General features: G+C 67.5%; 22 protein-coding genes and 1 tRNA gene. 11 read left to right on the top strand and 12 right to left on the bottom strand.

Annotation, left to right across the window (positions count from 1 at the left end):
* Position 1 precedes the first annotated feature (1 nt).
* On the bottom strand, positions 2 to 1,525 hold the full coding sequence (gene glpD, locus WI26_RS12955) for a glycerol-3-phosphate dehydrogenase (RefSeq protein ID WP_059465736.1): 1,524 nt from the start codon (positions 1,523 to 1,525) through the stop codon (positions 2 to 4).
* A 162-nt stretch (positions 1,526 to 1,687) separates the two neighbouring features.
* Between glpD and WI26_RS12950 the strand changes: the two genes are divergently transcribed.
* Entirely contained in the window at positions 1,688 to 2,056 is a 369-nt protein-coding gene (locus WI26_RS12950) for a hypothetical protein (RefSeq protein WP_059540090.1), read from the top strand.
* An 88-nt stretch (positions 2,057 to 2,144) separates the two neighbouring features.
* Here the strand turns inward: WI26_RS12950 and WI26_RS12945 are convergent, their stop codons facing one another.
* Positions 2,145 to 2,342, bottom strand: a complete 198-nt coding sequence (locus tag WI26_RS12945) for a hypothetical protein (RefSeq protein WP_040144790.1) — start codon at positions 2,340 to 2,342, stop codon at positions 2,145 to 2,147.
* A 302-nt stretch (positions 2,343 to 2,644) separates the two neighbouring features.
* On the bottom strand, positions 2,645 to 3,424 hold the full coding sequence (locus WI26_RS12940) for a DeoR/GlpR family DNA-binding transcription regulator (protein ID WP_044846783.1): 780 nt from the start codon (positions 3,422 to 3,424) through the stop codon (positions 2,645 to 2,647).
* 223 nt (positions 3,425 to 3,647) lie between these two features.
* Here WI26_RS12940 and WI26_RS12935 point away from each other — a divergent pair, with 223 nt between their 5' ends.
* The 3 genes from WI26_RS12935 to WI26_RS12925 all read left to right on the top strand — a co-directional run bounded on the left by WI26_RS12935 (position 3,648) and on the right by WI26_RS12925 (position 7,008).
* Positions 3,648 to 5,288: a gamma-glutamyltransferase family protein gene (locus tag WI26_RS12935; RefSeq protein ID WP_069226121.1), complete on the top strand. Its 1,641-nt coding sequence runs from the start codon at positions 3,648 to 3,650 to the stop codon at positions 5,286 to 5,288.
* A 312-nt stretch (positions 5,289 to 5,600) separates the two neighbouring features.
* On the top strand, positions 5,601 to 6,428 hold the full coding sequence (locus WI26_RS12930; protein WP_059465733.1) for a ferritin-like domain-containing protein: 828 nt from the start codon (positions 5,601 to 5,603) through the stop codon (positions 6,426 to 6,428).
* Positions 6,429 to 6,498: 70 nt separating this feature from the next.
* A complete protein-coding gene (locus tag WI26_RS12925; protein WP_069226120.1) occupies positions 6,499 to 7,008 on the top strand; it encodes a hypothetical protein in 510 nt (169 codons plus the stop codon).
* Here the strand turns inward: WI26_RS12925 and WI26_RS12920 are convergent.
* The 3 genes from WI26_RS12920 to WI26_RS12910 form a co-directional block, all read right to left on the bottom strand.
* Complete coding sequence (locus WI26_RS12920; RefSeq protein WP_069226119.1) at positions 7,002 to 8,441, bottom strand: DEAD/DEAH box helicase; 1,440 nt, start codon at positions 8,439 to 8,441, stop codon at positions 7,002 to 7,004. The genes WI26_RS12925 and WI26_RS12920 overlap by 7 nt on opposite strands.
* A 128-nt stretch (positions 8,442 to 8,569) precedes the next feature.
* A complete protein-coding gene (locus WI26_RS12915) occupies positions 8,570 to 9,868 on the bottom strand; it encodes a c-type cytochrome (protein ID WP_059465730.1) in 1,299 nt (432 codons plus the stop codon).
* 19 nt (positions 9,869 to 9,887) lie between these two features.
* The gene (locus WI26_RS12910) at positions 9,888 to 10,652 is read right to left on the bottom strand and encodes a c-type cytochrome (protein ID WP_059447825.1); all 765 of its coding nucleotides are present in this window, start codon (positions 10,650 to 10,652) and stop codon (positions 9,888 to 9,890) included.
* 377 nt (positions 10,653 to 11,029) lie between these two features.
* On the opposite strand from WI26_RS12910, the gene WI26_RS12905 reads away from it, so the two are divergent.
* A complete protein-coding gene (locus tag WI26_RS12905) occupies positions 11,030 to 11,962 on the top strand; it encodes a CopD family protein (protein WP_069226118.1) in 933 nt (310 codons plus the stop codon).
* A gap of 139 nt (positions 11,963 to 12,101) precedes the next feature.
* Here the strand turns inward: WI26_RS12905 and dgoD are convergent, their stop codons facing one another.
* Positions 12,102 to 13,250, bottom strand: a complete 1,149-nt coding sequence (gene dgoD / locus WI26_RS12900; protein ID WP_069226117.1) for a galactonate dehydratase — start codon at positions 13,248 to 13,250, stop codon at positions 12,102 to 12,104.
* Between the two features lie 206 nt (positions 13,251 to 13,456).
* Between dgoD and WI26_RS12895 the strand changes: the two genes are divergently transcribed.
* Entirely contained in the window at positions 13,457 to 14,089 is a 633-nt protein-coding gene (locus tag WI26_RS12895; protein WP_420480784.1) for a FadR/GntR family transcriptional regulator, read from the top strand.
* A 21-nt stretch (positions 14,090 to 14,110) separates the two neighbouring features.
* Here the strand turns inward: WI26_RS12895 and WI26_RS12890 are convergent, their stop codons facing one another.
* Both WI26_RS12890 and WI26_RS12885 read right to left on the bottom strand, forming a co-directional pair.
* Entirely contained in the window at positions 14,111 to 14,356 is a 246-nt protein-coding gene (locus WI26_RS12890) for a DUF1272 domain-containing protein (protein ID WP_059465727.1), read from the bottom strand.
* A 142-nt stretch (positions 14,357 to 14,498) separates the two neighbouring features.
* Complete coding sequence (locus WI26_RS12885) at positions 14,499 to 17,606, bottom strand: biosynthetic peptidoglycan transglycosylase (RefSeq protein ID WP_069226115.1); 3,108 nt, start codon at positions 17,604 to 17,606, stop codon at positions 14,499 to 14,501.
* A gap of 398 nt (positions 17,607 to 18,004) precedes the next feature.
* Here WI26_RS12885 and WI26_RS12880 point away from each other — a divergent pair, with 398 nt between their 5' ends.
* The 3 genes from WI26_RS12880 (at position 18,005) to WI26_RS12870 (ending at position 19,064) form a co-directional block, all read left to right on the top strand.
* Positions 18,005 to 18,397: an MAPEG family protein gene (locus WI26_RS12880; RefSeq protein ID WP_069226114.1), complete on the top strand. Its 393-nt coding sequence runs from the start codon at positions 18,005 to 18,007 to the stop codon at positions 18,395 to 18,397.
* Between the two features lie 62 nt (positions 18,398 to 18,459).
* The gene (locus tag WI26_RS32215) at positions 18,460 to 18,783 is read left to right on the top strand and encodes a hypothetical protein (RefSeq protein ID WP_155768757.1); all 324 of its coding nucleotides are present in this window, start codon (positions 18,460 to 18,462) and stop codon (positions 18,781 to 18,783) included.
* Entirely contained in the window at positions 18,780 to 19,064 is a 285-nt protein-coding gene (locus WI26_RS12870; protein ID WP_069226112.1) for a PAAR domain-containing protein, read from the top strand. The genes WI26_RS32215 and WI26_RS12870 overlap by 4 nt, the downstream gene beginning before the upstream one ends.
* A gap of 9 nt (positions 19,065 to 19,073) precedes the next feature.
* Here WI26_RS12870 and WI26_RS12865 read toward each other — a convergent pair whose 3' ends face one another.
* Both WI26_RS12865 and WI26_RS12860 read right to left on the bottom strand, forming a co-directional pair.
* Entirely contained in the window at positions 19,074 to 19,385 is a 312-nt protein-coding gene (locus WI26_RS12865; protein WP_069226111.1) for a cupin domain-containing protein, read from the bottom strand.
* A gap of 96 nt (positions 19,386 to 19,481) precedes the next feature.
* Positions 19,482 to 20,165, bottom strand: a complete 684-nt coding sequence (locus tag WI26_RS12860; protein ID WP_069226110.1) for a DJ-1/PfpI family protein — start codon at positions 20,163 to 20,165, stop codon at positions 19,482 to 19,484.
* 116 nt (positions 20,166 to 20,281) lie between these two features.
* Between WI26_RS12860 and WI26_RS12855 the strand changes: the two genes are divergently transcribed.
* Both WI26_RS12855 and WI26_RS12850 read left to right on the top strand, forming a co-directional pair.
* Positions 20,282 to 21,250 carry a GlxA family transcriptional regulator gene (locus WI26_RS12855; protein WP_069226109.1) on the top strand — a complete coding sequence of 323 codons (969 nt, stop codon included), beginning with the start codon at positions 20,282 to 20,284 and terminating at the stop codon, positions 21,248 to 21,250.
* A 217-nt stretch (positions 21,251 to 21,467) separates the two neighbouring features.
* Positions 21,468 to 22,442, top strand: coding sequence for a LysR family transcriptional regulator (locus tag WI26_RS12850; RefSeq protein ID WP_069226108.1), 975 nt, complete (start codon positions 21,468 to 21,470; stop codon positions 22,440 to 22,442).
* 110 nt (positions 22,443 to 22,552) lie between these two features.
* On the opposite strand, the gene WI26_RS12845 is transcribed toward WI26_RS12850, so the two are convergent.
* Positions 22,553 to 22,629: transfer RNA gene (locus WI26_RS12845), tRNA-Met, on the bottom strand.
* Between the last annotated feature and the right edge of the window lie 120 nt (positions 22,630 to 22,749).

Here is a 22,749-nt window from a genome sequence, read left to right as displayed (position 1 = left end):
ATCACGCGTGCGGCGCGTGCGCGGCGGCGAACCACGCGTCGACCGCGGCCGTCACCGCGTCGAGCGTGCCGGGCGCTGCGTGCAGCCCGAGCTTCGAGCGGCGCCACAGCACGTCCTGCGCGCAGGTCGCCCATTCGACGTCGCGCAGGTAGCGCAGTTCGGCGTCGTGGATGCCCGGCGCGATTTCGGCGCCGAGCTCGGCGAGCGATGTCGCGCCGTCGACCACGCGTTCCGCGCGCGTGCCGTACGCGCGCGCATAGCGGCGCGCGAGCGCGGCGGGCAGCCACGGGTGGCGTTTCGCGAACGCGTCGGCGAACACGTCGAACTTCGCGTTCGCGATGTCGCCGCCGGGCAGCGGCGCGCCGGCCGTCCAGGTTTTCGCGTCGCGGCCGAGCGCGCGGCACAGCAGGTCGCCGGCCTCTTCCGCGAGCTTGCGGAAGGTCGTGATCTTGCCGCCGAACACCGACAGCAGCGGCGCGCCGGCACCGTCATCCATCTCGAGGCGGTAGTCGCGCGTGACGGCCGACGCGTTCGCGGCGTTTTCGTCCTCGAGCAGCGGGCGCACGCCCGAATAGGTCCAGTGCACGTCGGCGGGCGAGATCTTGCGCTTGAAGTAGCGGTTGATCGAATCGCACAGATACTGCGTCTCGTCGCGATCGATCGCGACCTTCGCGGGATCGTTCGTGTATTCGACGTCGGTCGTGCCGATCAGCGTGAAGTCGTGCTCGTACGGAATCGCGAAGATGATCCGCTTGTCCGGGTTCTGGAAGATGTATGCGTGATCGTGATCGAACAGGCGGCGCGTGATGATGTGGCTGCCCTTCACGAGCCGCACGCTGTGTTGCGCGCCGCGGCCGAGCGCGCCGTGCAGCACCTCGCCGACCCACGGGCCGGCCGCGTTCGCGACCGCGCGCGCATGCACGACGCGGATCGAGCCGTCCGCGTGCCGCAGCCGTGCTTCCCATTCGTCGCCTCGGCGTTCCGCCGACACGAGCTTCGTGCGCGTCAGGATCTCGGCGCCGCGCTCCTTCGCATCGAGCGCATTCAGCACGACGAGACGTGCGTCGTCGACCCAGCCGTCCGAATACACGAAGCCGCGCTTGATCGAGTCGATGAGCGGTGCGCCGGCCGCATGGCGGCGCATGTCGATGCCGCGCGAGCCGGGCAGCAGTTCGCGTTTCGCGAGGTGATCGTAGAGGAACAGGCCGATGCGGATCAGCCAGGCCGGCCGCAGGTTCGGCATGTGCGGCATCACGAAGCGCAGCGGCCACATGATGTGCGGCGCCGCGCGCAGCAGCGTTTCACGCTCCTGCAGCGCTTTGCGCACGAGGCCGAATTCGTTGTATTCGAGGTAGCGCAGGCCGCCGTGAATCAGCTTCGTGCTGGACGACGACGTGTGCGACGCGAGGTCGTCCTGCTCGCAGAGCAAAACCGACAGGCCGCGGCCGGCCGCATCGCGCGCGATGCCCGCGCCGTTGATGCCGCCGCCGACGACGAGCAGATCGTAGCGATTCGGTTGGGTCACCTGCTGTCCTTATCGTCTGATGGAAATTGGCGAACACGAAATGTTCGAATTCGAAATTTAACGAACGAAATCGAAAAAGTAAAGTTCGAAAAAGCGGGGCCAGTAGCGCGCGGCGCGATCCCGGACGATACTGGCGGAATCGACCGTTTCGCGAGGTGAATCATGCGTATTGGGATGTGGGCCGGTGCGTGCGCCGTCGTTCTGGCAGGGTGCAGCGCCGGTATGCCGCCGCTGGCCGGAAACTGGCGCGCGCCGTCGTTCGTCGACCTGCAGACGTCGTGCGGCGGCACCGCGCGCGACTGGGGCGCGGACGCGCAGCCGGTCTATTCGACGCTGTATGACGCGTACGTGGCGAAGCGGTATCGCGGGCTGACGCAGGCGAATTATTGCGCGTTCGTAAACGAACTTTCGGCGCACTATGCGGCACCCGACGCGGCGGGGCGGGCCGGATGGATCGCGTATTTCAACGGCGCACGCGCGCAGGCCGTCAGCTGGCGGGCCGCGGTCGATCCGACGCTGCGCGGCGGCTGACGCGGAAAAGCTGCGGGAGGCGGGAAAACCGGAAAAGCGGCGCGGCCGGAAATCCGGCCGGCGCGCTCAGGTCAGGAACAGCGGGGCTTCACGAATAGCGGTATTTGATGGATCGCAGTGCGGCGTCGCCGGTCTCGGTCACGCAGTATTTGCGTCCCGATCCCAGCCCTTCCAGCCGTACGAGCTGCTGTTCGAGCAGCGCGTCGAGTTCGTCCCGATCCATGTCGCCCTGGTCAGGGGCGTCCTTCACAAGCAGTAGCGTGGCGAATTCATGCGGACTCAGCATCGTTCTCTCCATGGCAATCGGTCTGCCCGCGCGACCGGCGCGAACACCGGTGCGCGATACCCCACGGGGTATGGCTTGGGGGGAAAGCTGTATTCGCCGGCCTTGGGATTCGCACACGCCTTGGCACGGGCGTAACGGGCGAACGGGCCGGGGAACTGGAGTCTAGTCGAACGCGCGGGCAACGACAAATCGTGCCCCGTTAATTTTCAGTTTGACAGGCAGATGTACCGCAAGCGGTTCAGTCGGCGCGCCAACTTCTTGATTTCACTTGAAGTTTTGGGTGCGGTGCAGCAACGCAAGCATCATTCCGCGACGTACACCTGGGTGCCGGCGTTCGCCACCGCGTCGGCCATCTCGGGTGGCAGCGGCTTGTCGGTGAAGAGCGCATGCACCTGGCTCAGGTGTCCCTGGCGCACCAGCGCCGGGCGGCCGACCTTCGAGTGATCGGCGACGAGATAGACCGTGCGCGCATGCTGCATGATCGCCTCCGCCACGCGCACCTCGCGCGTGTCGAAGTCGCGCAGCGTGCCGTCGGCCTCGATCGCCGACGTGCCGATGATCGCGTAGTCGACCTTGAACTGGCGGATGAAGTCGATCGCGAGTTCGCCGACGATGCCCTTGTCCCACGGCCGCACGATGCCGCCCGTGATCAGCACCTCGCAATCGGGGTAGCCGCTCATCATCGACGCGACGTTCAGGTTGTTCGTGATCACGTGCAGGCCGTGATGGCGATTCAGCGCGCGGGCGACTTCCTCGGTCGTCGTGCCGAGATTGATGAACAGCGATGCCTGGTCGGGGATGTGCGACGCGGCGAGCGCCGCAATGCGCCGCTTCTCGTCGTGGAACATCCGCTGGCGCGCGGTGTACGACACGTTCTCCGAGCTGGTCGGCAGGCTCGCGCCGCCGTGGTAGCGGCGCAGCAGGTTCAGGTCGGCGAGCCAGTTCACGTCGCGGCGGATCGTCTGCGGCGTGACCGCGAAGTGGGCGGCGAGATCGTCGACGGTCACGAAGCCGTCGCGCTGCACCCATTCGAGCAGTTCCTGCTGGCGCGCGTTGAGGGTGAGGCGGGGATCTCGGGTCATGGCTCGGCGGTCAGGTCGTGAAGCGGAGCGGCTATTGTAAGGGCGGGAAGGGCGTTCGACCGGCTTGCGGCGCATCACCGTCCGGAATTCATGCGGAAAGTACATGGATTCATGTCACAAATGAATTTGCGCGATCGCGCGGATCGCGCTGCAATGGCGGACCGTCCGCGCGCGCCGGTCGTGCGTCTGGCGCGTTCATTGAGCTTTCGACGAGGTGGAACCGATGACTGGCTTCAACTGGCACAACCCGTATCCGACGACCCGCATTCCGGTGTTCGCGCGCAACGTCGTGTCGACGTCGCACCCGCTCGCGGCGCAGGCCGGGCTGCGGATGCTGTGGAAGGGCGGCAATGCCGTCGATGCGGCGCTGGCCGCGGCCGCCGCGATCACGGTGGTCGAGCCGGTGTCGTGCGGGCTCGGCGGCGATGCGTTCGCGCTCGTGTGGGACGGTGAGCGGCTGTCCGGGCTGAATGCGTCGGGCGTCGCGCCGGCTGCGTGGAACCCGGACTACTTCCGCCGGCGCCACGGCGCAAACGCGCGCGGCATCGCGAACAAGCCGACGCGCGGCTGGGACACCGTCACGGTGCCGGGCGTGATCGCGGGCTGGGAAGCGCTGCACGCGAAGTTCGGTTCGCTGCCGTTCGCGGACCTGCTCGAGCCGGCGATCGAGATCGCCGAGCGCGGCTATTCGGTGTCGCCGATCGTCGCGCACAAGTGGGCGGCCGCAGTGCCCGAGCTGCAGGGGCTGCCGGGCTTCGCTGACACCTTCATGCCGCGCGGGCGCGCGCCGCTCGTCGGCGAGCGCATGTGCCTGCCGGATCACGCGCGGACGCTGCGCACCCTCGCGAACGACGGTCCGCGCGCGTTCTACGAGGGCGCGCTCGCCGGGCAGATCGCGGCATTCGCGCGCGAAGGCGGCGGCGCGCTGACCGAGGCCGACCTGCGCGCGTACCGGCCGGAATGGGTCGAGCCGATCGGCAAGCGCTTCGGCCGGCACACCATTCACGAGAATCCGCCGAACGGGCAGGGCATCGCCGCGCTGATCGCGCTCGGGATCGCCGAGCATGCGGGCGTGGCCGAGTGGCCGGTCGATTCGGCCGACTCGCAGCACCTGCAGATCGAGGCGATGAAGCTCGCGTTTGCGGACGTCTATCGCTACGTCGCCGATCCGCGCGCGATGGACGTGACGCCCGCGCAGATGCTCGACGACGCGTATCTCGCGGAACGCGCGAAGCTGATCGATCGCGCACGCGCGACGCACTTCGCTGCGGGCCGGCCACATTCTGGCGGCACGATCTATCTGTCGGCGGCCGACGAGCGCGGGATGATGGTGAGCTTCATTCAGTCGAACTACATGGGTTTCGGTTCGGGGCTCGTCGTGCCGGATACGGGCATTGCGTTGCAGAACCGCGGGCACGGCTTCTCGATGGACCCGGCGTCGCCGAACGTCGTCGCGGGCGGCAAGCGGCCGTTCCATACGATCATTCCGGCGTTCGTCACCGAGGATGTCGACGGCCGCACCGAGGCCGTGATGAGCTTCGGCGTGATGGGCGGCGACATGCAGCCGCAGGGCCATCTGCAGACCGTCGTGCGAATGCTCGGCTACCGGCAGCAGCCTCAGGCCGCGTGCGACGCGCCGCGCTGGAAGGTCAATCGCGACTTCACGCTCGATGTCGAATCGACGATGAATCGCGACACGGTCGACGCGCTCGCCGCGCGCGGTCACACGATCAAGTCGATCGACGATCCTTACATGGATTTCGGCTCGGGGCAGTTCGTGTGGCGCCTTGACCGCGACGATCCCGAGCGCGGCTACGTGGCCGCGAGCGACGGCCGTCGCGACGGTCTCGCGGCCGGTTTCTGACGGAACGCTTCCAGTGTCGCGCTCGACGGGCGGCCGGAGGGCCGCCCGTTTTGCTTTGCGCGGCGCATCTCGTCGAACGTGCGCAACCGGTTCGAACAACTCATCTAACGAACCGCAACATACGCGGCGGAACTGCGCCCATCGGGTATGGTCAGTGCTCTGAAGCACGAACATAAAAGTCCGGCTAAGATGCCAGGATGGTTCGGCCGGACCAACTCACTAAAAATGCAAGCAAAACGTCGCCTGCGGGCGCGCCGGGCCTGTGCCGAAGATCGGGCCGGCCGGCCGTGCGACGACTGGGAGCGCACCACCATGCCTACTGAAACGACGCATGTCATGCCGTGGCGTATCGAGGACATCGACCTGAACCGGATCGATCGTCAGCGCGCGGCCGCGAACGAGGACCTGCTGCTGTTGCTGTGCGCGTCGTCGTTCATCGAAAGCGGCTCGGATCTCTACACGAGCAACCTGAGCGAATTCTTCAACGACGATCCGGAAGTGTCCGCGTGGCTCAACAATGCGTGGGAGCACGAGGAACTGCAGCACGGGCGCGCGCTGAAGGCGTACATCGCACATGTGTGGCCCGAGTTCGACTGGGATACCGCGTTCGCGAATTTCTTCGCCGAATATTCGAAGACGTGCTCGGTCGAAGCGTTCGAGAAGACCCGCGCGCTCGAGATGGTCGCGCGCTGCGTCGTCGAGACGGGCACGGCCACGCTCTATCGCGCGATCAACGAATGCTCGGACGAGCCCGTGCTGAAGGAAATCACCGACAACATCCGCACGGACGAGGTGCGTCACTACAAGCACTTCTTCAAGTTCTTCAAGAAGTACAACAAGCTCGAAGGCAACGGCCGGCTCGCGGTGCTCGGCGCGCTGATGCGCCGCGTGCTGGAAATCAAGAACGAGGATTCCGAGATCGCGCTGCGCCACGTATTCGCGATCCGCTACCCGGAGCGGGTCGGCGACGATCAATACAATCGCGAGCGCGCCGCGCGCATCAGCTCGCTCGTGCGGCGCAACCTGTCGGCCGACATGTGCGTGAAGATGCTGCTCAAACCGCTCGACCTCCCCGCGAAGATCCAGCCGAGTGTCCACTATCCGCTGACGAAGATCACGCGGCACGTGTTCATGCGCTGAGTGTCACCGCGGGCCCCGCGGCGCGCGTATGCTTCGGCATCATCGTCTGCTTTTCACCGGGGCCGCCATCATGACCGATTCCCATCGCCACGCGCTCGAACAATGGACGTTCGACGCGTGGCCGCCGGCCGTCGTTGCGCTGTTCGACGGCACCGCGCTCGAACGCCATGCCGATTTCGCCGCATCGCTGATCGTCGCGACCGACGATGGTCAGCTGCGCACGACGCTGCTCAGCGTCGGCGAAATTCATGCACGCGACGCGCGCACGTTGCTGTTCGCACTCTGGCCGCAATCGCGCGCGGCGCGCGCGCTGGCGCAACGGCGCGCGGCCGCGTTGACGCTCGTCGCGGACGGCGCATTTTTTCAGGCACAACTGAGGATCGAGCCGCTCGAAGGGGACTTCGGCGGACTGGCCGGGTTCGCCGCGACGATCGCACACGGCGATGCGCAGCGGGTTGGCTATGCGCGTCTCGCGACGGGTGTCACGTTCGCGCTGGAAGGGCAGGTGCGCGCCGAGGTGCTCGCGCGCTGGCAGCGCCAGGTCGAGCACCTGCGGCGCGCGGCCGCGCGGCTTCAGTGACCGCGTTGGCCGCTGCGCGACGAACGGTTGCGGTTCGCATGCGCGGCATTGCCGTTCGCGGGACGCGCGCCGTTGCCGCCTGACGGGCGGGCACCGCCGCTGGCGTTGCCGCTCGCGCCGCCGCCCGTACGCGGTTTGGCCGCCTTCGCGGCCTTCGGCTGCGCATTGCCGTCGCGCTTCGCGGCCGGCTGACCGGAGCCGCCCGCACGAGGCTGGCGATTGCCGCCGCCGCCGTGGCCGCCACGCGGTTGCTGCCCGCGGCGTTGCTGGATCGGTTCCGGCTTCGCGTTCGGATCGGGTTCGAAGCCCGCGATCACTTCCTGCGGAATCTCGCGCTTGATCAACCGCTCGATGTCGCGCAGCAGCTGCTTCTCGTCGACGCACACGAGCGACACGGCTTCGCCCGTCGCGCCCGCGCGGCCCGTACGGCCGATACGGTGCACGTAATCTTCCGGCACGTTCGGCAGGTCGAAGTTGACGACGTGCGGCAGCTGGTCGATGTCGATCCCGCGCGCGGCGATGTCGGTCGCGACGAGCACCTGCAGCGTGCTGTTCTTGAATTCCGCGAGCGCGCGCGTGCGGGCCGACTGGCTCTTGTTGCCGTGGATCGCCATCGCGCTGATGCCGTCCTTCGTCAGCTGCTCCGCGAGCCGGTTCGCGCCGTGCTTGGTGCGTGTGAACACGAGCACCTGGAACCAGTTGTGTTCGCGGATCAGGTGCGTGAGCAGTTCGCGCTTGCGGTCGCGGTCGACCGGGTGGATCTTCTGCGCGACGCTTTCGGCGGTGGTGTTGCGACGCGCGACCTCGATAAGTGCCGGCGAATCGAGCAGGCTGTCGGCGAGCGACTTGATCTCGTCGGAGAAGGTGGCCGAGAACAGCAGGTTCTGGCGCTGCGGCGGCAGCTTCGCGAGCACGCGCTTGATGTCGTGGATGAAGCCCATGTCGAGCATCCGGTCGGCTTCGTCGAGCACGAGGATGTCGAGATCCGACAGGTCGATCGTCTTCTGCTGCATGTGGTCGAGCAGACGCCCCGGCGTCGCGACGACGATGTCAACGCCGCGCTTGAGCGCATCGATCTGCGGATTGATGCTGACGCCGCCGAACATCACGGTCGAGCGCAGCTTCAGGTATTTGCTGTATGCACGCACGCTTTCCTCGACCTGGGCAGCGAGTTCGCGCGTCGGCGTGAGGATCAGCGCGCGCACCGCGCGCTTCGCGCCGCGATGTTCGGCGTAGAACGTGTGCAGGCGCTGCAGGATCGGCAGCGTGAAGCCGGCGGTCTTGCCGGTGCCGGTCTGTGCTCCGGCGAGCAGGTCGCCGCCGCCGAGGACGGCGGGGATCGCCTGCTGCTGGATGGGAGTCGGCGACGTGTAGCCGAGCTCGTTGACCGCCTTGACGAGCGGTTCGGCCAAGCCGAGAGATTCGAAAGACATAGATACCACTCTTGAGTTTTATGATCGGCGACGCCTCGCGCGGCCCGCGCGGGGAACGGCGTCGCAAAAAGCAAAGGGGCGCGGCTGCGGTTTCCCGCAGCCGCGCCCCCGTGTGTGTCGCGCGTTATTTAGTCAAGCGGCGCGGAACGCAGGTCGCTCACCTGTTGCGGCGAGATCGGCGTACCGTTGTTGCCCCACGACATCCGGATATACGTGACGACCGCCGCGACTTCCTGGTTCGACAGCGACTGCGCGAACGGCGGCATCCCGTACGGACGCGGATTCTTGAACGTGCTCGGCGGATAGCCGCCATTCAGCACCATGCGGATCGGGTTGACCGCCGATTCCATCACGATCGAATGGTTGCCCGCGAGCGGCGGATACGCCGGCGGCTTGCCCGCGCCGGTTTCGGCGTGGCAGGTCGCGCAGTTGTCCGCGTAGATCTTCTTGCCCTGGTCGAACAGCGCGTTGCCGAATTGCTTCGACGGCTCGTACTGCATGTTCTTCGGCGCTTCAGCCTTCTGCGGGATCGACTTCAGGTACGTCGACATCGCGCGCGTATCCTCGTCGCTCATGTACTGCAGGCTGTTGTGCACGACGTCGGCCATCGGGCCGAACACCGCGCCCTTGTTCGACACGCCGGCCTGCAGCAGGTCCGATAGCTCCTGCACGTGCCAGTCGCCGAGGCCGAGTTCCTTGTCGTTCGTCAGCGACGGCGCATACCAGTTCTGCAGCGGGATCAGGCCGCCTGCGAACGCCGCCGAATTCACCGGGCCGCCCATCATGTTGATCGACGTGTGGCACATCGAGCAGTGGCCGAGGCCTTCGACAAGGTACGCGCCGCGGTTCCATTCGACCGACTTGGTCGGATCCGGCTTGTATTCGCCTTCCTTGAAGAACAGCGTGCGCCAGCCGATCAGCAGGTTGCGGTTGTTGAACGGGAACTTCAGTTCATGCGGACGGCTCGGCACCGAGACCGGCGGGACCGAACGCAGGTACGCGTAGATCGCGTCCGAGTCGGCGCGCGTGACCTTCGTGTAGCTCGCGAACGGGAAGCCAGGGTAGAGCAGGCTGCCATCTTTCGAACGGCCGGTGTGCATCGCGCGGTAGAAGTCGTCCGACGTCCACTTGCCGATGCCGTCCTTGTCGTCCGGCGTGATGTTCGGCGTGTACATCGTGCCGAACGGCGTCGCCATCGGCAGGCCGCCCGCGAACGACTTGCCGCCGCGCACGGTGTGGCACGCGATACAGTCGCCGACGCGCGCGAGGTATTCGCCCTTCTTGATCAGCGCGGCCTGGTCGGCCGGCGTGGCCGCGACGGCGGCGTTGCCGTGCAGCGTGTCGTTGCCCGGCCACAGGACCGGCACGAGGGCGGCAGCCGCGACGATCGCGACGGCCGAGAGTGCAAACAGGGACTTGCGTTTCATTGTGTCTGTCTCCCTTGCCTTATTGCGGTTCGCTGCCGCAGGCGAGCGGAGTCTTCATCGAACGCGCCGGGGCCGGCACGGGGTTGGCGGGCGCCGGTTGCGCGGCGAGCCATGCGGTCACGGCCGTCACGTCTTCGTCCGACAGCTTCGACGCGATTTCATGCATGCAATCCGGTGCCTTCGCGTGGCGGTTGCCCGAGCGCCATGCGCCGAGCTGTGCGCTCAGGTAATCCGCGTGCAGGCCGACGAGGCCCGGGATCGCCGGCTGCATGCCGGTCAGCCCCGCGCCGTGGCAGGCCACGCAGGCCGGCAGCTTGCGCGACGGATCGCCTTGCGTGACGAGCTGCTTGCCGCGCGCGAGCGTGGCAGCCGGCAGCGTCGGCTTGGCCGGCGTCGGGTACGGCGGGCGCTCGGCGGAGAAGTGCTCGGCGATTTCCTTCAGGTAATCGTCGTTCAGGTACGTCAGCAGATAGTTCATCGGCGGGTACTTGCGCCGGCCATCACGGAAGTTGACGAGCTGGTTGTACAGGTACTCGGCCGGCTTGCCTGCAAGCCGCGGGAAATAGTCGTTGTCCGTGCCCTGGCCGTGAACGCCATGGCATGCGGTACAGCCGCGCACGCGCTCGGCCATCGTGTCGGGTGCCTTGAGCGGCGCCTGCTGGGCGTGCGCTTGCTCCGTGGGCTTGGTCTGCGCTTGGGCAGCGCTCATAAGGCCCGCGCCACCGATCAGGAGAACGGCAAGCAACGGACGGAAGAGGCGTCTTGAAGACACACGAGACTCCATGTTTATTCGTCGGGGACCTGTCCGGGCTACGATCGGCTCGGCGCATGGACGGCAGGACAGCCGGGCTGCTGCGACGCGGCATTCTATCATCGATGGGTAATGACGGCTATTTGGCAAAAGGACATCGGTTCCTGCCTGTTTGCGACTTGCGACAATTTGACGCGCTTTGCGCATGGATCGTGTGAACCGGCGTGCGCTTTGACCATCGAAGACCGTACACTCGCGGGTCGCGCGGCGCCGCCTCCGCCGCAGATCCAGTCATTTCTCCCGTTTCCGGATTCATCGATGACGTTCGCTACCGTGCCGTTGCCATTTTCCCGCTGTCGTTCCACTTGCCGCCGCGCCGCAGGCCGGCCGTTCTCCGGAGGGCGCGCGCGATGAGGATCGACAGCTTGTGGATCGGGCAGGTCGCGCTGGCGGCGCTGATGGATGCGACGTTCGCGATGGCCGTCGGCTCGGCGCTGCTGAAGGCGTGGCTCGGCAAGGACGGTGCGCGGCCGGTCGTCGCGCCGGCGCATCCTGCATGGCTGCGCGCGCAACATTCGCTGGTCGCGGCGGCGCTGGCGCTGGTGCTCGCCGATCTCGGCTGGCTGGTGTACGAGGCCGCGTCGATGAGCGGCGCGGGGCTCGGCGGCGCGTTCGCCGCGATTCCCGTCATGCTCGCGCAGACGCACACGGGCTTCGCGTGGAGCGTCGCGTTCGCCGGCGCCGTCGTGCTCGCGATCGTCGCGCTGGCAAAGCCGGAAGGCCCGGTCGCGCACGCGGTGCTGTGGCTCGCGGTGATCGTGGTCGCAGCCGGCAAGGCGTCGCTCGGCCATGCGGCCGACACCGGCCCGCTGTCCGCGGCGGTCGGCGTGCAGACGCTGCACCTGCTCGCGACCGCAGTGTGGGGCGGCCTCGTGCTTGCGGGCGGGCTCGCGGTGCTGCCGGTGCTCGGCTCATCGGTCGCGCGCGGCGCGCTGATCCGGATCAGCCAGCAACTGTCGCGTACGTCGGTGATCGCGGTCGTGTTCGTGCTCGGCACGGGCGTGCTCAATGCGGTGCGCGGGCTCGGCGGCTCGCTCGCGCCGCTCGACGGCAGCACGTGGGGGCGCGTGCTGTTGCTCAAGCTGCTGCTCGTCGCGCTCGCGCTCGTGCTCGGCGGGCTGAACCGCTTCTCCGCGCTGCCGCGCCTGCGCCGTACCGCATCGACCGAAGACGCGCATACGTTCCGCAACATCCTGCATCTCGAGGCGCTGACGATGATCGGCGTGTTCGTCGCGGCCGCCGTGCTCGCGTTCTGCGTGCCGGGGTTCGCTGCGCTCGGCTGACGGCCGAGGCGGCGCGGCGCCGGGCCGGGCGCCCGCGCGTCGCATGGCCCAGATGCGAAAGCGGCCGCCTGTCGGGCGGCCGTCTCGAAGCCGTTGCGCGGCATCCGCGCCGCGCAACGCACCTCCTCTCACTCCCTCATCACCACTCGGCGACGCTGCCGTCGGCGTGACGCCACACCGGGTTGCGCCAGCGATGCCCCGTCTTCGCCATCTCGCGCACCTTCTCCTCGTTGACGTCGATGCCGAGCCCCGGGCCCTGCGGGATCGCGACGAAGCCGTCCTCGTAGCGGAACACCTCGGGGTTGCGCAGGTAGTCGAGCAGGTCGTTGCCCTGGTTGTAGTGGATGCCGAGGCTCTGTTCCTGGATGAACGCGTTGTAGCTCACCGCGTCGAGCTGCAGGCACGCTGCCAGCGCGATCGGCCCGAGCGGGCAGTGCAATGCGAGCGCGACATCGTAGCTCTCCGCGAGCGTCGCGATCTTGCGGCACTCCGTGATGCCGCCCGCGTGCGACGCATCAGGCTGGATGATGTCGACGTAACCGCTCGCGAGGATGTGCTTGAAGTCCCAGCGCGAGTAGAGCCGCTCGCCGAGCGCGATCGGCGTGTTGGTCTGGTTGACGATGTCGCGCAGCGCTTCGGCGTTCTCCGACAGCACCGGCTCCTCGATGAACATCAGCTTGTACGGATCGAGCTCCTTCGCGAGCACCTTTGCCATCGGCTTGTGCACGCGACCGTGGAAGTCGACGCCGATTCCGACGTGCGGGCCGACCGCGTCGCGCACCGCCGCGACGTTCGCGATCACCTGCTCGACCTTGTCGTAGGTGTCGACGATTTGCAGCTCCTCGGAGCCGTTCATCTTCACGGCCTTGAAGCCGCGCTCGACCACCGCGCGCGCGTTGTTCGCGACGTCGCTCGGCCGGTCGCCGCCGATCCACGAATACACCTTGATGCGCTCGCGCACCTGGCCGCCGAGCAGCGCGTGCACGGGCACGCCGTGATGCTTGCCCTTGATGTCCCACAACGCCTGGTCGATGCCTGCGATCGCGCTCATCGTGATCGGGCCGCCGCGATAGAAGCCGGCGCGGTACATCACCTGCCAGTGATCCTCGATCAGCAGCGGATCCTTGCCGACCAGGTAGTCGGCGAGTTCGTGCACGGCGGCTTCGACCGTGTGCGCGCGACCCTCGACGACCGGCTCGCCCCAGCCGACGATCCCTTCGTCGGTTTCGATCTTGAGGAACAGCCAGCGCGGCGGGACGACGAAGGTTTCGAGGCGGGTGATTTTCATGTCGCGAGTCTCCAGGGTTGACCGGCGCGGACGTGCGAATGCGGCGCCGGTCGAATACGTGACGTTTATCCTAGCGTAGCCCGATAAAAAATAGTATTAATAGCACTATTGTGCAGATAGTGGGCAGCCGCGGTTTTGCCCGTCACTGGAGAACGATCATTCAACGCGACCTGCATGGACAGACGGCCTTCCGGCTGGCGACGGCGATCCTGCGCGGCGACTATCCGCCCGAGTCGCTGCTGCCACGGGAGCCGGACTTGATGGAGATGTTCGGCGTGAGCCGCACGGTGCTGCGCGAGGCGCTGCGCACGCTGACGTCGAAGGGGCTGGTCGAATCGCGGCCGAAGGTCGGCACGCGCGTGCGGCCGCGCCGCGCGTGGAACCTGCTCGACGCCGACCTGCTCGACTGGTACGCGCGCGTCGCGCCGCCGCTGGCGTTCGCGCTGAAGCTGCAGGAGATGCGCGAGATGATCGAGCCGCATGCGGCCGCGCTGGCCGCACGCGCGCACGGGCCGGGCGCTTTCGACGCGATCGACGACGCGGTGCGCGCGATGGCCGCCGCGCGCAACGTCGACGAATGGGTGCGCGCGGACCTGCGCTTTCACCTGAGCGTGCTGGAGGCCGGCGGCAACGAACTGCTGGTGCCGCTCGGCGCACTCATCGATCGGACGCTCGAGGCGCAGCTGCATCTGAACGCGCGCCGCGCGCATGTATTCAACGCATCGCTTGCCGAGCACACGGCCGTCAGCGACGCGATTCGCGTGCGCGACGAGGATGGCGCGCGCCGCGCGATGGCGTCGCTGCTCGCGGTGACGCGCGCGCGGATCGAGATGTCCTGACGGGGAGGGCTGTGCAGGCCGTCAGTGGTTCGCGCAGCCGCCCGGTTTCAGCACGCGTTGCGTCGACGCCGGATACTTCGCGAGCAGGCTCGCCGGGCGGCGCGGTCGCACCACCAGATCGCCGCCGCAGTTCGGGCAGCGGCCCTTCAGCACGTCGTCCGCGCAGCGCGCGCAGAACGTGCATTCGAAGGTACAGATGCGTGCGTCCGGCGAATCGGGCGGCAGGTCCTTGTCGCAGCATTCGCAGCCGGGGCGCAGTTCGAGCATGGCGGTTTTCCTCTTGGTCGGAACGGATGGGGAAGGGTGCTGCCGCACAATGCGCGCGATGCAGTGCGCGCTACTGTACGCGCTTGAACCGTCGCCGCCAATGGCGTCCGGCCGGGGCGCCGCCGACGCGCGCGAGCCGCTGTCAGGAAGGCTCGGCCGGCGCTGCTTGCGGCGTCGGCATTTCCGCCTGCGGCGCGGGGCCCGTCGTGCGCGTGCCCGCCGTGACAGGACGCTCGATCAGCGGCGCGAGCGCCGGCGCCATCGACTTCAGCAACTGCACCGCCATCGCGCTCGTGAAGTCGTAGCGTGCCGCGTACGGCTCGTGCGCGGTTGCCGTCAGCACACCGAAGAAGCGGTCGCCGAGCACGAATACGAACGTGCCGCTGCGATTGACCTTGCGCGACTCGATCAGCCGCGCGCCGCGCGCGTAGACGTTGAAGCGCTGGTCGCCCGTCCCGGTCTTGCCGTACACCTCGAGCGTCTTGCCGTCGGGCAGCGTGAAGCCGCCCGCGAGACGCCGCGCGGTGCCGTTGAGCACGACGTCGCGCAGCAGCGTGTGCGCGACGTTGACGATCTCCGGCGACAGCATCGGCTGCGGCTGCGCGGCCGCGCGCACGAAGCGCGTTTCGTACGGCGTGCCCTTCGCGAAGTCGAGGCGCGTGATCGTCTCGGTCGGCGCCTTCTGGCCGCCGTTCGCGATCAGGCCGATCAGTTTCGCGAGCGCGTCGGGCTGGTCACCCGATGCACCGATCGCGGCCGCGTACGACGGCGTGACTTCCGCGAACGGGTAGCCGAGGGCGCGCCACGCTTTCGTGATCTCCCCGTACGCGCGCAGCTCGACCATGTGGCGAATACGCCTGTCCTGGGTCGCGTGGTAGCGCGTCTTGTACAGCCACGAATACGTGTAGAAGCGCGCGTCGCGGCTGTCGCGCTGAACGTCGCCGAGCGGCGCGTCCGGGTGGGCGCGCAGGTAGTTGAGCGTCCACAGCGCGAGCGGGTGGACGCTCGCGATATAGCCGCGATCGTTCAGGTTGAACCGGTCGATCGCATATTTCGCGTAGAGCGCGGCGAGATCGTCGTCCGACAGCGTCGCGGCCGGCGTGCCCTTCAGTTGCGCGCGCATCTGCGCGCTGAACCACGCGAGCGATTCGTTCGGCGCGACGCTGCGCAGCACCGTCGCGATCTTCGGCGGCGACTTGCGCACGTCCTTCAGCATCAGCGCGAGCGCGTCATCGGGCGCCTTGCCCGCGTAGCGCGTGTAGTAGCGCTTCACGTAGACCTTGCTTTCGCCGTCGACGAACTGCTCGAGATAATGCTTGCGCTGCTCCGGATCGCCGAGCCACGACGACGACGGGCCAGCCGCCTGCAGCATCTCGTAATGGACGATGTCGCGCATCAGCCGCACGAACACCAGGTTGACCGAGTGCTCGAACGCCGCATGCAGCGTCAGGATGCGGCCGTTGTCCGACTTCTCGAAGTTCGAGAACACCTGCGCGCCGCCGCCCGTGTAGAACACGTCGGGGCTCGCCGAATACTTGCGTTCGACCGCTGCGTCGAGCATCGCCTGCAGCGAGCGATCGCGCGTATGCGACAGGTAATCGAGCGCCCAGCGCGACAGCCCGTCGATCGGATCCGGCTTCACCTTCGCGAGTTGCGCGTTCGACAGGTTGCCGTAGCGCGCATGCAGGTCGGAGACGATCTGGAGGTAGGTGATCAGCGTGCGCAGCTTCGCGGTCGACCCGAGGTTGATGCGGCCGCCCCGGTTCACGTCGAACGGCTGGTTCACGCTGTCGGTCTGCACGCGCAGCATGTTCGCGCCGTTGCGGTGCTCGTACAGCGTGAAGCTGTACGTGAGGTGCGACGGGTCGTCCTTCGGCGCGAGCATCTCGAAGCCGTACAGGCCGGCGGCTTGCGCACCGTCGCGGGTCGACGCCTGCGCGAGCCGCTCGGCGACCGCCTGCTGCACGCCGTTGTCGAGCGTGCTGGTGGCTTCCAGGTCCAGCTGGTCGAGCTGGTACAGGTCGTTCATCCCGAGTGCCGACAGCAACGAAGCTCGCGCGGACGACACGGCCTTGCGCGACACGAACGACTGCACGCGCGCGGCCGCCGGCGGCGCGCTGCGCTCGATCTGGGCGGCGAGCGCCGCATCGCGCAGCGCGGGCGAGATCACGCCGCCGTTCGACAGGAGCCGCAGGTAGCTGTCGGTCAGCTTCTGCAGCGCCGGATAGCCGCGATTCAGGAAGTACGACGGCGCGCGCTGAGCGATGATCAGCGACAGCACCTCGCGGAACGTCTTGCCCTGTTCGTCGACGTTGTCGCCGGTCGTCGGTGCGGACAGGATCCGGTTCACGTCGTTGAAGTCGCGGCCGTACCACGCGGCGAGGCCGTCGCCGATGCCGGTGATTTCACCCACGTGAGGCCGCGCGGCGAGCGGCACCGAGTTCAGGTAGCGCACCAGGATTGCGCGCCGCGCGAGCATCGTCTGCGGACCGTTCAGGTACGCGAGGACCGACGCGGACGCGATCTGCCGCAGCTTCTCCGGCGGCGTCGCAGTGCGGCCGTCCGGCGAGTGGCGGAACTTCTCGATCTGAGTCGCGAGCGTGCTGCCGCCCGGGCGCGCCTGGTGATGGTTGACGACGTGCAACGCCTGGTCGGCGAGCGCGCGGCTGAAGCGGCCCCAGTCGATCGCCGGGTTGCGGTTCGGCTGGTTCGCGTCGAGCAGGTAGCGATCCTCGATGAACAGCAGCGAATCGGCGACCACACGCGGCACCGTGTCGAAGTCGGCGTAGACGCGCTGCGGGAACACGGTCGCGAACAGCGGCGAGCCGGTCGAGTCGAACAGCATCAGCCCGGCTTGGTCTTTCTCTTCGTAAGGCAGGAACAGGCCGTGATCGGCGAGCGACAGCATGCGTTGCGAATCGCGCCCCTGCTTGCCGACGACGAAGCCGTGCGCGAGCAGGCGCTGCTGGAACGCGGGAATCATCGAGTAGCCGAGGCGCTGGTCGTACGGCCCGTTGGCAGGGAAGCGGATATGGTCGCTTGCGCCGGTCTCGACGGTGTAGCCGACGTCGCGGGTGAGCTCGGACAGGTAGTGCGCCTGCAAGCGCGACGTCTCGATCTCGGTCATCACGAGTCGCGCGAGGATCGCGATCGCGATCACCAGCGCGGCCAGCAAGGACCACTTGATCCACGTCCAGACCGAGGCACTCCCGGTCACGCGCGGCAGGATGCGATTCAGCGGCCGATTCATGGCGGCGTCTCCCTGAAGGCGCAGGCTCCAGCCGCACCTCATTAAGGATTAGTGTAGTCCTCCGCAGCGGGCTGCCAAGGGCGGTTCATTACCGAGATGCGCCGACGCAACGCACATGCCTGTGACATGCGGCAACCGGCGCTGCAGCGACGAGTGAATGGCGCGGTGGGTAACGTTTGCGCGTGCCGCTGGCACGCGAGGAGCGACGGCGGATGGCCGCGTCGGCGGTTCACGCACCGGCTTTGTGCATTGCCGTATCGACCGTAAATCGGGACTGATCATGTCCGGATCGAGCGCCGATGCATGAAGACGCTATGGGTTTCCGCGATAGCCGGGAGCACCGGCCGCGGGTACGATCGCCGGATGTGCGGCGCACGTCCGCTTTCACCGGGGGTTCCATGTCGATTCATCCCGTCGCGCTCGTTTGCACGGCGATCCTGGGATTGCTGCTGTTCGGGCTCGGCCTGGTCGTGTCCGTCACCCGCTTCCGGCACACCACCGGCTCCGGGTGTGCGTCCGATCCGACCGACGGGTTGCACAAGGTCGTACGCGCGCACGGCAACACGGCCGAATATGCGCCGTTTCTCGCGGCGCTGTTTCTCTATTTCGGCGCACACGACCCGTCGCGCGCGATCGTGTCGTTGATCGTCGCGGCAACCGCGTGCCGCTGTCTGCTCGTGATCGGGCTGCTCGCGTGGCCGACGATGGAAAGGCCGAACCCTTTGCGCTTCATCGGCGCGCTCGGCACGTATCTGTGCGGCGCCGCGCTTTGCGTCGCGCTGTTCGTTTGAGCGCGTCGCTATCGCCATGACCATTTCGCGGGATCGTACCGGCGCACGGCTTCGGCGAAGCAGTGAATCAGGTGGTCGCACGCGCTTGTGCCCGGCGCATCGCGCCGCGTAAGCACGTCGGCCGAATGGTCGGGATCGTCTCCTTCACGTCGATCCCGACCATCCGCTCGCGTATCCAGTCGAACGCCATGAAGGGCTTCGGCGCGCATGACGCGGCGTCGGTGCGCAACGACAGCGCGAACGCCGCGCTGAACGGCATGCATTCGGCGATCGGCTGCGCGGTGATATCCTCGCGAAACGCCCGCGACCGACGGGCGGATACCGACTGCCCGCGCGCGGCCCGACGCCGTGCTGCGCGGCGTTTCCGAGGGAGAGCCGAACCATGAGCCGCAAATTCATCCTGAAGGGCGATACGACCGACCATGGCGGCGTCGTGCTCGACGGAATCGCCGATTCGTCATTCGACGGCCGCGAACTCGCCTATCTCGGCGCGCCGGTGTTCTGCGCCGCATGCAAGACCCAGGGCGTGATCGTGTCCGACGGCGGCGAGCGGACGATGACCGTGATGGGCAAGGTCGTCGCGCTCGAACACGACCTGTGCCAGTGCCTGTGCGTGCCTCAGCCGAAGCTGATCCCGTCGCAGGGCACGGGCACCACCTCGGGCTGACGCCCGTCGTCAGTCGCTGCCTTCGGTCTCGATCACGAGGATGCGCGCTTCGCCGAGCGGGTGCGCGACGTGTTCCGTGCCGATCGTCGCGTGGAATACGTCTCCCGTTTCGAGCACCGTCGCGTGCTCGATGCCTGCCGAGCGGTAACGCATCTCGACGCGGCCGTCGAGCACCGCGAAAACTTCCTCGCCATCGTTCACGTGCCACTGGTACGGTCGATCGGTCCAGTGCAGGCGGACCGTGATGCCGTTCAGGTTGGCGATGTCCAGCGCGCCCCACGGGCGTTGCGCGGTGAATGCGGTGCTGCGGATGATGTTCATCGGTAGATCTCGGTGCGTCGATGCGAATGCCATGGAAGTCGGGCCGGCGGCATGGCTTTCCGGCTCGTCTGCCTTTCCGTTTGCGTGTGCTCGTCTTCAGTGCGCCATCGCGCGCAAGGCCGCGTCGATCGTTTGCTTGCGCTTCTCCAGCCCTGCCGCGGTGCGCTCGGTCACGCGCTTCAGTACCGACGCCGGTGCGGTATCCGGCGAGCCGGCATCGAACGGCGGCGCGGGCGCATATTCGAGCGCCAACTGGATCGCCTGCGCCTCTTCGTCGCCGACGAGTTCGGCGGCGATCGTCAACGCGAAGTCGATGCCGGCCGTCACGCCGCCGCCGGTGATCAGGTTGCCGTCGCGCACCACGCGCTCGCGTACGGGCACCGCCCCGAGCGGCGCGAGCAGTGAATGAAACGCCCAGTGCGTCGTTGCGCGGCGGCCTCGCAGCAGGCCGGCCACGCCGAGCAGCAGTGCACCGGTGCAGACCGACGTGACGTAGCGCGCGGCGGCCGCGCGCTGCTGCACGAACGCGATCGTTTCGGTGTCGAGCAGCAGGTCGTTGATGCCGATCCCGCCGGGCACGCAGATCACGTCGAGCGGCGGGCAATCGTCGAATGTGCAGGTCGGCGCGAGCGCGAGGCCGCTGCTCGACGCGACGGTGTCGCGCGATTTCCAGACCAGATGGACAGCCGCGTCGGGCAACGAAGCGAGCACATCGTGCGGGCCGGTGAGATCGAGTTGCTGGACGCCAGGAAACACGAGAAGGCCGATATGCAGGGTCATGCGAACACTCCGAACGGAAGGGGATGCGCCACGGCCGGCGCACGATGGACAGATCGATTCTAGGCGCGTAGTGTTTGGCGAAATTGCCATATCAGCCACGTTTTCAGCCAATCGCCATGCCTGCCGCTCCGCGTTCGATCCTCATCCTCGCGTTCCCCCGTGCGCAGTTGCTCGACGTGACCGGGCCGCTGCAGGTGTTCGCATCCGTCAACGAACTCGCGCAGGAGCGCGGGCGGCCCGTGCCGTATGCGCCACGTGTCGTCGCCGCCGAGGCGGGGCCGGTCGAGACGTCCTCCGGCCTCGTGGTGATGGCCGATTCGCTGCGCTCGGCCGGGCCGCCCGATACGGTGATCGTGGCCGGCGGCAAGGGCGTGCACGCCGCTTCGCGCGATGCGCGGACGGTGCGCTGGGTCCGGCAGCAGGCACAGCGCGCGCGACGTGTCGCGTCGGTCTGCACCGGCGCGTTCCTGCTCGCCGAGGCCGGCCTGCTCGACGGGCGACGCGCGGTCACGCACTGGGCGCGTTGCGACGAATTCGCGGCGCGCTATCCGAACGTGCGCGTCGAGCCCGATCCGATCTTCATCCGCGAAGGCGCGCTGTGGACGTCGGCCGGCGTGACGGCCGGCATCGATCTCGCACTCGCGCTGGTCGAGGAGGATCTCGGGCGGGCGATCGCGCTCGACGCCGCGCGCGAACTCGTCGTGTTCCTGAAGCGGCCGGGCGGGCAGGCGCAGTTCAGCGCGATGCTGTCGATGCAGTGCACCGACGACCGTTTCGGCGAACTCCACGCATGGATCGCCGAGCACCTGACGGCCGACCTGTCGGTGCCGGCGCTCGCGGAGCGCGTCAACATGAGCGAGCGCAGCTTCGTGCGCCACTACCGCGCGGGCACCGGCCGCACGCCCGCGCGCGCGGTCGAGCAGATTCGCATCGAGGCCGCGCAGCGTTTGCTCGGCGAAACCGCGTGGCCCGTCAAGCGGATCGCCTCGCGGTGCGGCTTCGGCTCGGAAGAGACGCTGAGGCGCAGTTTCGTGCGCGTGCTCGGCGTGTCGCCGCAGGGCTATCGCGATCGGTTCGTGCGGTAACGTGTCGGTGAGAGGTGAGAGGTGAGCGGTGAGCGGTGAGCGGTGAGCGCGCCGCGACCGGGGACGGAGCCGCCGCGTCTGGACCTGCGTGAATCCGCATCACTTTCGAGTCCGAAATGCCGCGACTGTTCAGAGGTGGAGAACAATAGCCGGGGGCTTGTGCCGCGCGGGTTGCGCGCTCTATTCTGTTCCGTTGGCGATTCGAAGGGGGCGCAGTATGGACCGCATTCAGGCAATGGAAGTTTTCACCCGCGTGGTCGACGCGAACAGCTTCACGCGTGCCGCCGACACGCTCGCGATGCCGCGCGCATCGGTGACGACCATCATCCAGAATCTCGAGGCGCTGCTCGGCGTGCGCCTGATGCACCGGACGACTCGCCGGTTGTCGCTGACGCCGGAGGGCGCCGCGTATTACGAGCATTGCATGAAGATCATTTCGGAGATCGCGGAGGCCGACGCGAGTTTCCAGACCGGCAACCGCAAGCCGAGCGGCGTGCTGCGCGTCCACATGCCGAGTTCGCTCGGGCGGCGCGTCGTGTTGCCGGCGTTGTCGATCTTCCGGCAGCGCTATCCGGACATCACACTCGACCTCGGCTTGTCGGACCGCTACGTGGATCCGGTGGAGGAGGGCATCGACTGCATGATCCGGGTCGGGCCGCTCGAGGATTCGTCGATGGTCGCGCGACGGATCGGGATGCTCAAGCGCGTGACATGCGCGTCGCCGGACTATCTCGCGCGCCACGGCGAGCCTCAGGAGATCGCCGACCTGGCCGAACATCATGCGGTGAATTTCCGCGCGAGCCACGGCGCGCGGGCGATTCCGTGGGTGTTCATGATCGAGGGCAAGCCGGTCGAGGTGCGGATGAACGGCAGCGTCACCGTCAACGATTCGGATGCGTACGTGACGTGCGGGCTCGAAGGGTTCGGGATGATCCAGCCGACGTTGTTCATGGTGCTGCCGAACCTGCGCGACGGCTCGCTGGTCGAGGTGCTGCCCGACTGCAATCCGAAGCCCAAGCCGATCTCGATCGTGTATCCGCACAACCGGCATCTGTCGCAGAAGGTGCGCGTGTTCGCGGACTGGATCGCGGAGCTGTTCGAATCGACGCCGGCGCTGGAGGGCGGGGAGAACTGGCGGGGGAAGGTGCGGGCGGAAGTGCCCGATGCGCAGCGCGGGGCGGTGGTGGCGTAGCGGTGGCATAGCGCGCGACCTGCTGGACGGGCCGACGCGCGCCGTCGCCCGTATCGGACGACGCAATGAAAAAAGCCGCTGATCCTTTCGGAACAGCGGCTTTTCGCATTTGGTGGCGAATCAGGGACTCGAACCCCGGACCTGCGGATTATGATTCCGTCGCTCTAACCGACTGAGCTAATTCGCCGAAGACTTGAATTATGTAGATGTGCCGCCGGGCTGTCAACACCTTTTTTCAGGAAAGTGAAAAAAGGTGCCAACAGCCCGTGCCGGCACGGGTCGCGGGCGAGATGCCGCCCGCCGCCCG

The sequence above is a fragment of the Burkholderia diffusa genome, from assembly GCF_001718315.1.
Lineage (GTDB): Bacteria > Pseudomonadota > Gammaproteobacteria > Burkholderiales > Burkholderiaceae > Burkholderia > Burkholderia diffusa_B.
This window is presented reverse-complemented; position numbering and strand designations above follow the sequence as displayed.